Raw genomic sequence first — 13,241 nt, 5'->3', positions numbered from 1 at the left:
TTTTCAATTACATTTAATACTATCCCAAGAATTATCTAATCCTTTATCTCCCTTTAAAAGCACAAACCTGATTTATCACACCCATAATTAATTTGTCGCCATTTGGATCTTTCCATTGCAAATCCCCGTTAAAGCCCCTTCTGCCTATCGCAACATCTTTGAATGTTTTTTCATCACAATTAATATTCATTGTGTAAAGTATATCTTTTGTTATGCTAGCTTTATTTTTTGGGATAAATCTACTATAAACTTCTATAGAGCTATCTTCGTTGTCCTTGATACTTTTTTTGTCCCATAGTTGCCTGCCAAATTGACTTTTAGGAACTTCAACCCACTCGTGTTGTAGAGCATATATCTTTTGAGGGCAAAGAGCAATTAAATAGACTAAAAGTCCAAAATAAATTATTTTGCTCAGAATTACCTTCATTGATTTGAAAAAGTTCCATTGACATCTATACTAGCTATTTATCTTCCGCTTTCATTTGCTTTTCATGAAGTATCAAATGATAGATCATTCAATTATTGTAGGTTATTCATTTACCTCCAAGCTTTATTATTCTGATTTTCTTAATTTGGCGATAGTATTTTGACTCTAGAAAGTAGAGTTCTAGTAATAGCTTTCCCTATCCTCGTTAAATAACTTTGATTAGTCTATTAGACAACGTTAAGATGATTTATTGTTTGAGGAGTATAGATTCATATGTTTTGATTATTCCTGATTAAGCGTCTGCATTTTCAAATTGTTTTGCTAGTTTGAAAGCTTTTCTGATAATTAAATAAGCTCCGTATAATCCAGCGATCAACGGTAGAATTATTAGTGGATTAGGACTGTAGTTTGAATAGTTCTTAACTCCGTCCACGTATTCAACTCCTGAACACTTCATATAGAAAAAACTTGTACAAATTATGCCCCATCCAATGATTGAAAGGATTCCTCCTTTTTTGTCACCTTCATAAAATCTATCTAAACCCCATCCCCATCCAATTACTAGCAAGATTCCTCTTGTTATGGCATTTTTCTCTTGCTTGCTTAGCATTGCTAGTTAAAGGTTAATGTACCTAGTAAACATAACTCGTTTTTTGACTTTGTGTAAATACTTTGCTATGTTTTAATCTTATGTTCTCAAAAGGGTTTTAAGCAACTAAGGACTTGAAGCTGAAAAAGTACCTTTCTCCTCTCATAAGGGACATGTTGAAAATGATTCAGTATGTCGCACCAGTCACTATATTGAAGCTCATGGTCTAATTATAATAAATTCCTTTCCCTATGATCTATATGCAATAATATGGATTAGTAGCAAGCACAAATCTTTCCATAAAAAGCAAATCAATCAACCCTTTCTTATTTATCATTCATGAGTCTTCGCAAAAATATTTTTTTAATTTGTGGAGGTGTCCTAGGAGGGATAATTTTGACTGAGAGTTTCTCATTACTTTTTCTACACTTAGTAAATGTATCGCCAGAAGTAAACGCAATAAATACAAAATCACATAAAGGCTTTCGTTATCATTCTCATAAGCAATTCCGCCTTTCCCAACCATTGCCCTATTTAGGATCAAACTATTTTGATTGGTTTATCAAGGAAGAGTGGTCAGATCAGCACCCAGAATGCTTTAGTGGAATTAGCCATCGAGGTCAAGGCATTTCTTTAACGATGGGAAATACTCCAAATTGTCGTGGGAAGACCATTCTAAATGGTTGGAGAATAACAACTAATGCCCCGAAAGAGTTTAACAAAAGAATATTTATTTATGGAGGATCGACAGCACAGAATTCTGAAGTCCCAAACAATCTTACTATTGCTTCTTATTTGCAGAGAATAGTCAATAATACAGTTCGTGAAAAGATCAAAGTAGAGAATCGAGGTTTTACAACAGTAGTTACCTCTCAACAAAATAATTTCTTGAAACAGGAAAACATTGGGGAGAATGATATTGTAGTTTATTACGATGGAGGTAATAATATTTGGCAAGGTGTCGCGAACGGCAACCCTAAGGGAACAATAATAGGAAGTAATACAAGTCAAAGAAGATTGGTTACATTCAAAAAAAATCTCTCGAATCTCAATACTTACAAGTTTTTAAAGTTAATCAAACCCAAAAAAAATAAACAATGCCTTATTTATAACGAGCCTGATGCTAGACAATTAAATGAAAGGGCAAATCGGTCCTTTGATCAACTTAAGGAAGATTTGATTTATGCAAGAAATTTCACAACTGATAAAAAAGCCTATTTCATTCATCTATTACAACCCCATTTGTTTTCTGTCACTCTGGCTGAACTTACCAATTATGAGAAGAAACTTTCTCAGACAACTCCCTCTGAGATGATACCTTGTTTTACCCAACTTTACATGAGAACCGGCGATTCTGTTTTTCGAAAAAGACACCAAGAACTCAAGTCATTAAATATAACTTCCTATGATATTGGAGGAGTATTTGCTAATAGAGAACTTAACCCTAATTTAGAAAAAGTAGAAGCCAATAAAGAGATCTATTTAGATTTTATGCACGTAAATGAAGTCGGGAATAAGATAATTGCTCATGAAATATTCCGCATTCTAAAAATTAATAAGTTGATTAACTGAACTATATCCTCTTCTTTTCGACAACTATCAGTCCCCAACCTATTTCTAAAAATAATATTCTTTTGTGCTTTTAATCTCTATTGTACATAATGCCTAAAATATTGTATAGATAAGTGGAGCAACAACAGAACTTTGGGTAAATAAAATAAGAGCACCCATTAAAACTATTGTGATAATCAATGGAGCCAACCAGTACTTCTTACGGACTCTTAAGAGTTCCCATATATCTTTTAGCAACTCCAATAATGCTTCCATGGTTTAAAAGATCCGAGTTAAATCAATTTTATGATTCTTTCTGACCTCTCGATAAGAGTACTCATTATTGATTTTTTTTCTTAACGGATCATACCCTAATAATCGCATAGCGAAAGCAATAGGTTGTAGTACGGCAAGAAAAACTATGCCAAGAATTATTCGACTATTAACCCAACCTAGGGCATGCCCTAGTGCCATCCAGCCTTTGTATGGTGTATTCAGTAGGCTTGGTTTTAGTAACCCAAGGATCAATGCGGGAATGCCTATCAATAAAGTCCAAGCCCTAAATGAATGCCCACCAATTGTGGGCAGAATCCATCCTATAAAAATTGGAAATGCCAATCCTATTAAGATGCCAAATTCACGAAGCTTTTTTGTAGAAATAGAATGTTGCATCGTCAATCTAATTCAAATTCTTGTTTCCAGGTTTCATCTCTTTCTATCTTTGGTTGATTATCCTTGAGGAGTATCTGGTTTTGGAGCACTAGTATATCCATCTCTGTTCTCATGAAACAACGATAGGCATCTTGTGGAGTACAAACAATTGGCTCACCCCTTACATTGAATGAAGTGTTTACAATTGTTGGACAACCTGTTTTCCGTTTAAATGCATTAATCAATTGATAGTAACGAGGATTAGTTTTTCTATTCACGGTTTGAACTCTTGCGGAATAGTCAACATGAGTAATTGCTGGAAGTGATGATTTTGGGATGTTTAATTTTTCAATTCCAAAAAGATTATTTTGCTCTTTTGTCATTTCTTTGCAGAGTTCTTTCTTGACAGGGGCAACTAATAACATATAGGGACTTTTTATATTTAGCTCAAATACATTAGCCACCTCCTCTTCCAGGACTGATGGTGCAAAAGGCCGGAAACTCTCTCTATATTTGATCTTCAAATTCATAACACTTTGCATTTTTTGGTTACGTGGATCGCCAATAATTGATCTTCCACCTAACGCCCTAGGTCCAAATTCCATAGCACCATTAAACCAACCAATAACTTTGCCTTCATCTAGGCTTGTAGCAAGTTTGTCAAAAAGCTCTTCATCTTCTAGCTCCTCAAACGTAGCATTGATTTCCTTTAAATAACGAATGATTTCTTCATTCGTAAACTCACAACCAAGATAGGTTCCCTTCATTGAGTCATTTGGATCTATGATTCTTGGTTGTTTCATGTGTTGATACCACCCTATAAGTGCTGCACCTAATGCAGAGCCCGCATCACCACTAGCGGGTTGAATCCAAACGTTCTCAAATACCTTTTCTTGAATTAACTTTCCATTCGCAACACAATTAAGGGCTACTCCACCCGCAAGACATAGATTCTTAATACCAGTTTCTTTTTTTAGAGATCTTGCAAGCTTGAGGACAACTTCTTCTGTCACGACCTGAATTGATGCTGCTAAATCCATATGAAACTGCGACAGATCGCCTTCACTCTTTCTAGGTGGCGATCCAAAAAGTTTATGAAATTTCCGACTTGTCATTCGGAATCCACGATGATATTTAAAGTAACTTATGTCTAGTCTGAATGTGCCATCTTCTTTAATATCAATCAGATTATTCTTTATCTCTTTTACATACTTTGCTTCCCCATAGGGCGCTAGGCCCATTAATTTATATTCGCCAGAATTAACTTTAAATCCGCAGTAATATGTAAATGCTGAGTAGAGAAGCCCTAGAGAATGTGGAAAGCTGATTTCCCAAAGAGGTTTAATTTCGTTATTGCTCCCAATCCAAGCAGAAGCTGTTGCCCATTCTCCTACTCCGTCCATGCAAAGTACAACTGATTCTTCGAAGGGGCTCGGGAAAAAAGCTGCTGCAGCATGTGATTGGTGATGCTCAGAAAAAAGCAATTCTGGCATGATGGGCTCAACCCCATTAACCAATTCTTGTTGTAAGAGTTTACATTTTTTTGTGAGCTCTGACTTTAAAAAGAGTTTTTCTTTTAACCAAACTTGCATTGCTGCAATGAATGAACGTCCTCCTCTTGGCGCAGCCCCTAGATATGTCTCTAATAAACGTTCAAACGTAAGAAGTGGTTTCTCGTAGTAGATAACCGATTTAATATCTCTAAAGTCAATATTCTGAGACGCAAGGCAGTACTGAATTGCATTTTTTGGGAAACCAGAATCGTGTTTCTTTCTAGAAAATCGTTCTTCCTGGACCGCTGAAACAATCTCTCCATCGCGTAGCAAAGCAGCGGCACTATCGTGATAAAAACAGGAAATTCCAAGTATGTGATTAGTCAATTCCAGAAACGATTGTTTGAATTTGGTTCTGAATTACATTTTACTGGATCCTCAAATCTCTTTCTAAATCTTGATATGAGTGTTTAAATTTGTTTTGCTTCCCCTCAGGTCAATATGACCAACCTCGATATTGAGAGATTAGTCCTCATCTCGAAGCTTTCAACTATATAGAACTTTATTCATAAAGATCTAAAGCCTGAAGCACCTTATCTATCTGCCTTGGGAACGCTAATCAGGATGGCAACAATAGTGCTACTTTGCCAATCGCTTATAGCCATAGAAAAAGAATAACAGTAGCTAAGAGTTATTTTTAGGAAAATCTTTATATGTAAATAAAATCCAAAGCTAATAAGTTTGAATATTTTAATCTTATCGTTTAGCTAAGTCTTGCTCCACGACGATTTTAATAGCGGTCACCAAACTTTAAGTTTCAGTATTTAAGCTCGGGCCCACGAAGATGTAAGATTAAAGTTTGAAACTTTCATTACCAATGAAAAGGTTTTTCTTAGGTAGTACAAAATTAAAGACAAAGCATAGAACTATTTCAACTGAAATACCCAATAAGAGGGATATTGAAGACTTGGAGAATTTATTTTCCAATGAAAGCCAATCTATGCATGGACAATATCCCATGATTTGGGATAAAGCATACGATTGTTATGTTCAGGATAGACATGGAAATAAATGGATAGATTTTACTAGTACTATATTTCTAACCAATGCGGGACATGCCAACAAACAAATTATAAAAGCTATTAAAAAAACAGCTAAAAAATCACTTTTACATAGTTATACCTATGCCACTTCAGAGCGCATTAATTATTTGAATTTTTTAATTCAAAATACTCCAGAAGAGTTTGAAAAAGCATTTTTATTGTCAGCGGGTACGGAAGCTACAGAGGCTGCATTGAAACTGATGCGTTTGCATGCTCAATCTAGGAATAAAAAAAGGCCGGGAATTATATGTATAGAGGGTAACTACCACGGAAGAACGATGGGGGCACAATTGATGAACTCTAATGAATCACAGAAGAATTGGATAGGATTTAAAGATCCAAACATTCATTTCCTCCCCTTTCCCTATGAATGGCAACTAGAAGGTATTGACCCAAGAGAATTTATTCAAGATTCTCTAAATAATCTTATCGCTAGAGAAAATTTAAATCCTAAAGAAGACATATGTGGTTTTATGTTAGAAGCATATCAAGGTTGGGGAGCCTGCTTCTATCCGAAAGAGTATGTACAAGTAGTCCGTGAGTTTTGTGACGAACATGATTTGCTTTTATGCTTTGATGAAATGCAAGCAGGCTTTGGCAGAACTGGTAAATTATTTGGTTATCAACATTATGACGTAAAAGCGGATATTCTATGTTGTGGTAAAGGCTCCTCATCAAGTCTTCCATTGTCAATAGTACTTGGGTCGAAGCAAGTGATGGACCTATCCCCCAAAGGTTCTATGAGTTCGACACATTCGGCAAACCCTATTTGCTGTAGCGCAGCTCATGCAAACTTTAAATTTATTTTAGAGAAAGAGTTAATTAAAAACTCAGAAGAGTTAGGTATCATTCTTCATCATGAATTACAGAGAATACAGGCAAATCATTCTAATATTATTAGCCATGTTCAAGGCAAAGGCTTAGTTGCAGCAATAATCTTTAGAGATTCTAATGGTAACAACTTAACTCAATTAGCAACAGATATTTGCTACCATTCATTACGATTAGGGTTGTTATTAGTGAATACAGGACGAGAATCAATAAAGATAGGCCCGCCATTGTGCATTTCAAAGGAGGCATTGTTGGAAGGAATTAAAGTAATTGAAGAAGCAATTATTTCCTGCAGCCAGTAGTATTGATTCGTTTGGTGCTAAAATATTTTATAAACAAATAAATCACTAACAGATGGCAGTTGTTACCACTTTTATCAGACACGTTGGTCTAGTAGTTGAAGATTTAAACGCTTCAAAGGATTTTTGGATTAACTGTGTTGGCTTTGAAATAATGAAAGAAGCATTGGAGACAGGCAGCTTTATGGATAACATGATGGACCTGAACAATGTGGAAGTTCAGACATGTAAGCTCAAGGATAAAAATGGAATGGTGTTAGAACTTTTGCATTTTAATAGTCACCAGCATAAGCCTCAATCTGAAAGAGAAAACTTGATAGTATATCGACACGGCTTTACCCATGTAGCATTGCAAACTTCTAATATAGATTTATTAATTAAGAATTTGCAAAAATATAATTGCAAGCCTTTTAATATGCCAATGACTTCTCCAGATGGAGCTGCACGAGTAGTGTATTCAATAGGGCCAGAGAATATTCTTCTAGAGCTTGTTGAATTACAAGGCTAATACTGAAGAATCGTTTTCCTAAAATGGGTTCGAATTTTAGTCCTCCTAATTCTCTAGACTTTTAATTCTTGCTTCCGCAAACGCAAGGTCTTCAAAGCAGTCAATATCTACAGGGTACCTTTCATTAGTAATGTAAAACTCAGTTTGATCGTGCATTATCCGCTTATATCTAATTAGCGTTTCTATATTGGTGATATAAAAGTTACCGCTAATAAAATAATTTCTACTTTCGTACTCTTGCCTATTGCTCGACACAGCACAAAAATCATTTGGCTTTTCCTCAATATATGACCAATTCCTCATGTCTTGGTTTAATTTGATGCACTCAGATGGATCCTCTCTCATCTTATTAATTGCAACTAATGTTTCCATTCTATTTGATTGAAATCTTTTTATCGCTAACCGCACCTCTTTAAGATTTCTTATGGGATATGTTGGTTGCAACATTACAATTGAATCATATTTCTTTAAGTTAGAGTTTATATAATTAGAAGCGTGGATTAGACAACCAATTATACTAGAATTATCCATAGCTAGATCGTGAGGGCGTCTAATTTTTTTTGCATTGTATATTTCAGCTCGATCTAATATAGCCTCATCATCACTAGATAAGAATGTGTCATGCTTTAGATTTGATGCAAACTCTAATGTATAATCTACTAGAGGCTTTCCGTTTAAACTTATTAGATTTTTACCAGGAATACCTTTAGATCCTCCTCTTGCAGGAACTATAATTGCTATATCTAAATCGATAGTTGAATGAGACTTAGAGCTCGACATTTCTTTTTTACCCATTATTAAAAGGAGCTTTTGTGAAGCTTGTTTCTATTTAATTCCACCATTTTTCGGTACCATTCACTGTGGCCATCTTTAACAGAATCCATTATGGCATGAAACGAAAGTCTAACTACAAGAACCCGACCAGCATTTCTGGGGACTTGTTTTGCAAAATGGATACTTGTGGAGTGGTGAATAGTACAATCACCTGCTCCCAATTGAGGGTTAAAGAGGTCTAATTTCTCATAATCTGATTTATTTTTTATAGTTAATGAAAAGCCAGGCTTTTCACTTGCTGAATGCTCCATGGTTGTTGATATTGGAATTTTATAATATATTAGGCCTCCTTTATTTCCATATTGCTCATTTAGTGAAATGTAGAATGTGATTGACTTAGCAGACTTTAGCCCAAAATAAGCATTATCCTGATGAGCCGGTATTTCTGATGCATGTGCATAACGTGAATGTAATTCAAAAGCATTCAGGTATACCTCTTCCCCTAGTAAGTCTGAACTTAATTTAAGTATTTTCGAAGAGATAAACCCCTTAAATAGATTAAAATTATATGTTAGTGGCTTATCAAAATATTTTATATACCTAGCTTTGTTGACTTCTTCAACTACTAAACCTCTTTTATCATTCTTATATTGTTCAATTATCTTTGATTCATTATCCTCAATATGGTCCACAACCTCCTTGCAAAATTGATCGGGAAAAATATTATTTATCTGTATTACTGAGAATTCATTAAATGAATGTCTAAGTTTTTCAGAGTTGGCTGAACCATAACTAAAGACCTGTTCCACGGATGCAAAAACATATACTATATTATAGGCCAGGTTTAGCTTATAAGGCTATTTTGAGTTCATTTAAATATGAAAGATACTTTTGCTATGTCGGCTTGGATTCTATATTCATACGCTATCGAGAATGAATCAAGAATTTAGATTAATTTTCTAATTAAAAATACTTTCAATTTATCCTAAACAAGAGAGCTCTTTTTAGTTAACAAATATTTTTTATTCTGAATTCTTCTTTTCCGATAGGTTAAAAAAAAACGCCTCTAAATTTTACTAATTGGAATAATAAAACTCCAAATTCTTTTTAATAATCACTCTAGGTTAAGAACACTATATAGTTTTTTATATCCTGCTTCATATGAATAATATGCTTCATATATGGAACGAAGGGAGATGTCAAACCTGGGTGGTGGGTAATCATGTATTGTGTTAATAGCTTGTATAAAGTCTGATCCCGAAATGCATTCAAAGATACCTTTGTGATCCGGTAAAGTGTATCCGGTGAAAGCCTCTTTAGTTCCAATAATTGCCTTGCCATACTGAAGTGCTTCGGCTACCTTTGTTTTCATTCCGGATCCATCAAATATTGGTGCTATTACAGCAGATGCTGAATTATACCAGGGAGACAAGGACCTCACCGAGCCAACAAACTTTACGTTCTTATGGTTGGCAAATAAGCCACTATATAGTTCGAAACCATTGCCCACTATATAAAGTGATAGAGGGGCCTTCTCCGAAACATTTTTGATATACCATTCTACACCTTGAATATTCGCATAAAATGGTCCCCCAACAAAAAGCAGATAAGGTTCAATAGGAATTATTTCTTTGTTAACTTCCTCCACGCTTCTAGAATCATCGATAACCAAAGGTACAACTTCAGAAGACTCTTTTTGGTATAGAAATTTAAGTTTCTTTTGGTCATGTGAAGTCAATGTTATTGAAGTATGGCTACACCATATACAAAAGAATTCAGCTATGTAATTTGATAATATTATACCTAAGGCTTTGAGAGTTTTCTTTCTAAGAAATGAACCCCAGAAAAATCGTGATTCTACATTATGGAATAAACTAGTAATATGAACATTAGGACAATAAAGCCGTAGGACAAGTGCTATTAACCCATAATTTGAACCGTCAATAAAAACTAGTTCAATATTATTTTTCTTTACCAAAGTAATTATGGAAAATATTCTCGATGGAGTAAGACCATCTAACATCCCCACAATGGAATAAATATATCTAGCAAAGGCGTTTACTGAATAGGGATATGGACAAAATATTAATAGGCTTTCAGGAAACAATTTATGCAATAAGGACCGATAAGTTTGTGACAGTCTCTCTCGACCACCTATAAAACAGTCACTTAGATCTTTTGTAACTAAAAGGATATTTGTCGACCTTGAAAATTTTTTTTTCATTGACAGTCAAACCTTTTCTTTTGACAAAAGGTCGTAGAAAAGCCCTGAATAACGTGGCAATACAGTATCTGTTGTGAATTTAGTTAGGTGAGATTCTAGAGAAGGTGTTTGAAAAGTATCTTTTTTATATATATTAAGAGCAGATAGTATTGAAATAGCAAGTTCAGGTGGATTGGATACTGGTGCTAGTAGCCCAAATTCCTTAGAAACTAAAATCTCTCTTGGGCCATGAGGACAATCTGTAGAAACCACTGGGCATCCTGAAGCCAGTGATTCAATGATAACATTTTGCAACCCTTCCCAGAGGGATGAACATACAAACAAATCTGCTTTGCATACATAGTCCATAGGATTAGGCTTATAGCCAACAAAGTCAACGAGATGACTAATACATAACTCTTTAGCGAGATCTTTAAGTGAAGATAAATTAGGACCTGATCCTATAATCACCAGTCTTAAATCTTTTTGCGCACTGGCGATTGAAAAAGCATTCAGAAGATCATCATATGCTTTCTGCTTAACAAGACGCCCAACACTAATTATAGTCTTATATCCTTTTGGATTACTATTTTCCAGCCATTTATGATATGAATCTTCCTTGATTGGTTTGATATTGGTTGATGTAAGTACCGGATTGTAAATTGTTTCAATAAAACCACTCTTAAACTTAAATGTCTCATACATTTCTTTTGTAAGGCCCTTTGAAACACTTATCATGCATGTAGCACGTGGAAATAAAAACTTTGCCATAGGCTCAAGGATTAGGCGGTCTTTGTGATTATGTGGCGTGGTTAGCTTCTTGACAAATGAGTTATGTGCGCCTAATACAACTACATGCTTCTGGCGTGTGATAATCTTTCCTAAAATTATTATTATAGACGTCATGTAAAGTGTAGATAAAACTATATCCGGCTTTCTTTTTTTGAGATATAAACTATACTGATATAGTAACGAACGATAGGAATTACAGTTAAATTCAATTACTTTTACATAAGGTAATATTAAAGGAGATAATGTTCCACCCTTCATGCACAATAAATCTACTTCCCAACCAAAATCTGGTAATCCATTTGCCAGCTTTATAACTACTTTTTCTGCGCCACCAACGTCAAGTGTAGGTATAAGAATTGCTAACTTATTCATAGATTGCTAAATCAGATATAGCGAGGCAGATGAAGTAGGTTCTTGGGACCAGGTCCATACATTATGAGAGCGATAGAACAATTCAATCTCTTGATAGAAATCTAGGTTGAGACTGCAATTAGCTATTTCGTTGTGGTAGAATGTTTTATAATATCTTGGAGATGAAGGAACATATGATGACCAATTAGTTTTATAAGTAATATCTGATATTAGAATGGGAGTATTGCAACATCTATGAATAAGCTGAAATAGTAATCTATGATCTAAGTGACCATATTCACCAAAAGGGTTATGGGTGAATATTACATCGTAATCCATTGAAGAAATTGTGGATATTATTTCAACTTCGAATCTCGATAGTGATCCGTCTCGAGTATTTGCCAAATAAAACTCAGATGGATGATCTAAAATGCGACAACCTATACCAAGTCTTTGGCAAATGTCTTGGGTTACAAATTTACGATGTTGACACCAAGACCTTAATTTATTGTTTCGATCCGATGATGCAATTAAGAGGTCTTTTTCAATATTCGACTCCTGGAGTATTGGCCACCCACAAATTAGTTCATCATCACAATGAGAAAATAAAAGCAGTACCTTTTTATTTGATAGGAAATCTATTGCCATTTTATCCTTTCTATTATTTTTTGCTTTAATGCCTTAATAAATTTTTTAAGTCTCCATATTCTATATACATCAGAATGACCTATATGTAGACAAATAGCTTCATTCCATATGTGTTTGCTATTGAGATCTTTTGGTGTACATACACACCACTGTGGTGGTAGAACACAGGGTTGGTACCCTACTCCAAGTATTGATTCCGCCATGTGTACAGGACCTCTCCCTGGATTATTAGTGATACGAAGTAGATATTCCTCTAGAACTAAACGTGCTTTTGAATGTCTAGTACTAAATGCGATAGGACTCATATTATATGCAAGTGAAGTACCTAATGTAATGTCATCTTGAATTCTGTATGTTGAATCTGCACCAATTGTTCCATCAACAAGGAGCATAAGTCTTGGATTAAGTGGTAGTGCGAGCCCAAATACTTTCGCTAGTTCAGCTATAGCAGAAAATTTAGGGGAAACAATCAACATGTCAGCATCCATGCTAATAGCATATTCCTCGTTCGAATTCAGTAACCCATATATACAATAATAGTCGTTAGCTCTCCATCCATAACGTGGACCAGATTTCTTGAAGTGAGGATTAACCTTTACAACCTTTATCGATGGATCAAGCTTGATTACTTGATCTGTATAAAGAGTAACTTTTGCATCAGGGAATATCTTCTTAAATGAATCAAGAGTTGGATTTAGCCGGCTTAATGCTGATAGATCAGCCCCACCTGCATTCAATCGAGATGGGCCAAACTCAGAGAGGATCAATTCTATACTCATGATCAGAAATACCTTCTGCAGTAAATATAGGAATTGCTATACGAAAATCTATATCCATTATCCAAAAGCAGGAATGCTAATTCTTTAGAGCCCGATCTCGTATGCATTGAGTAATTTATGACTATAATACATGGATATACCTTTGATTTAAAAAGATTTATAAGAAAGTGATACTCTTTAAGATCCTTGCCAATAAATAGGACGTCAGAGTTAAGCTTGTTAGCCTTTAAGACTAAGCCAAT

Annotated in this window: 14 protein-coding genes; 3 read left to right on the top strand and 11 right to left on the bottom strand. The window is 34.8% G+C overall.

Annotated features, from left to right (window positions below; all coding sequences use genetic code 11):
• Positions 1 to 43: 43 nt before the first annotated feature.
• Both SOI84_RS03515 and SOI84_RS03510 read right to left on the bottom strand, forming a co-directional pair.
• Positions 44 to 427, bottom strand: a complete 384-nt coding sequence (locus tag SOI84_RS03515; RefSeq protein ID WP_320675028.1) for a hypothetical protein — start codon at positions 425 to 427, stop codon at positions 44 to 46.
• A 292-nt stretch (positions 428 to 719) separates the two neighbouring features.
• Entirely contained in the window at positions 720 to 1,037 is a 318-nt protein-coding gene (locus SOI84_RS03510) for a hypothetical protein (protein WP_320675027.1), read from the bottom strand.
• Positions 1,038 to 1,355: 318 nt separating this feature from the next.
• Between SOI84_RS03510 and SOI84_RS03505 the strand changes: the two genes are divergently transcribed.
• On the top strand, positions 1,356 to 2,588 hold the full coding sequence (locus SOI84_RS03505; protein WP_320675026.1) for a hypothetical protein: 1,233 nt from the start codon (positions 1,356 to 1,358) through the stop codon (positions 2,586 to 2,588).
• A 93-nt stretch (positions 2,589 to 2,681) separates the two neighbouring features.
• On the opposite strand, the gene SOI84_RS03500 is transcribed toward SOI84_RS03505, so the two are convergent.
• From SOI84_RS03500 to SOI84_RS03490, 3 genes are read right to left on the bottom strand one after another with little or no spacing between them, the layout of a single operon-like run.
• The gene (locus SOI84_RS03500) at positions 2,682 to 2,843 is read right to left on the bottom strand and encodes a DUF5989 family protein (protein WP_320675025.1); all 162 of its coding nucleotides are present in this window, start codon (positions 2,841 to 2,843) and stop codon (positions 2,682 to 2,684) included.
• Positions 2,844 to 2,846: 3 nt separating this feature from the next.
• The gene (locus SOI84_RS03495; RefSeq protein ID WP_320675024.1) at positions 2,847 to 3,239 is read right to left on the bottom strand and encodes an SxtJ family membrane protein; all 393 of its coding nucleotides are present in this window, start codon (positions 3,237 to 3,239) and stop codon (positions 2,847 to 2,849) included.
• Positions 3,240 to 3,241: 2 nt separating this feature from the next.
• Positions 3,242 to 5,098, bottom strand: a complete 1,857-nt coding sequence (locus tag SOI84_RS03490) for a carbamoyltransferase (RefSeq protein ID WP_320675023.1) — start codon at positions 5,096 to 5,098, stop codon at positions 3,242 to 3,244.
• Between the two features lie 472 nt (positions 5,099 to 5,570).
• On the opposite strand from SOI84_RS03490, the gene SOI84_RS03485 reads away from it, so the two are divergent.
• Together SOI84_RS03485 and SOI84_RS03480 are read left to right on the top strand one after the other, a co-directional pair.
• Positions 5,571 to 6,947 carry an aspartate aminotransferase family protein gene (locus tag SOI84_RS03485; protein WP_320675022.1) on the top strand — a complete coding sequence of 459 codons (1,377 nt, stop codon included), beginning with the start codon at positions 5,571 to 5,573 and terminating at the stop codon, positions 6,945 to 6,947.
• A 52-nt stretch (positions 6,948 to 6,999) separates the two neighbouring features.
• Positions 7,000 to 7,452, top strand: a complete 453-nt coding sequence (locus SOI84_RS03480; protein WP_320675021.1) for a VOC family protein — start codon at positions 7,000 to 7,002, stop codon at positions 7,450 to 7,452.
• Positions 7,453 to 7,497: 45 nt separating this feature from the next.
• Here SOI84_RS03480 and SOI84_RS03475 read toward each other — a convergent pair whose 3' ends face one another.
• The 6 genes from SOI84_RS03475 to SOI84_RS03450 all read right to left on the bottom strand — a co-directional run bounded on the left by SOI84_RS03475 (position 7,498) and on the right by SOI84_RS03450 (position 12,999).
• A complete protein-coding gene (locus SOI84_RS03475; protein WP_320675020.1) occupies positions 7,498 to 8,247 on the bottom strand; it encodes an acylneuraminate cytidylyltransferase family protein in 750 nt (249 codons plus the stop codon).
• 2 nt (positions 8,248 to 8,249) lie between these two features.
• Positions 8,250 to 9,035, bottom strand: a complete 786-nt coding sequence (locus SOI84_RS03470; RefSeq protein ID WP_320675019.1) for a hypothetical protein — start codon at positions 9,033 to 9,035, stop codon at positions 8,250 to 8,252.
• A gap of 305 nt (positions 9,036 to 9,340) precedes the next feature.
• Complete coding sequence (locus SOI84_RS03465; RefSeq protein ID WP_320675018.1) at positions 9,341 to 10,450, bottom strand: glycosyltransferase; 1,110 nt, start codon at positions 10,448 to 10,450, stop codon at positions 9,341 to 9,343.
• A 6-nt stretch (positions 10,451 to 10,456) separates the two neighbouring features.
• Positions 10,457 to 11,593 carry a glycosyltransferase gene (locus SOI84_RS03460; protein ID WP_320675017.1) on the bottom strand — a complete coding sequence of 379 codons (1,137 nt, stop codon included), beginning with the start codon at positions 11,591 to 11,593 and terminating at the stop codon, positions 10,457 to 10,459.
• A 6-nt stretch (positions 11,594 to 11,599) separates the two neighbouring features.
• On the bottom strand, positions 11,600 to 12,220 hold the full coding sequence (locus tag SOI84_RS03455) for a hypothetical protein (RefSeq protein ID WP_320675016.1): 621 nt from the start codon (positions 12,218 to 12,220) through the stop codon (positions 11,600 to 11,602).
• A complete protein-coding gene (locus SOI84_RS03450) occupies positions 12,211 to 12,999 on the bottom strand; it encodes a hypothetical protein (RefSeq protein ID WP_320675015.1) in 789 nt (262 codons plus the stop codon). The genes SOI84_RS03455 and SOI84_RS03450 overlap by 10 nt, the downstream gene beginning before the upstream one ends.
• Between the last annotated feature and the right edge of the window lie 242 nt (positions 13,000 to 13,241).

Source organism: Prochlorococcus sp. MIT 1341 (assembly GCF_034092415.1).
Lineage (GTDB): Bacteria > Cyanobacteriota > Cyanobacteriia > PCC-6307 > Cyanobiaceae > AG-363-P08.
Note: the sequence above shows the minus strand (reverse complement) of the source record. Positions and strands in the feature narration are given on the sequence as shown.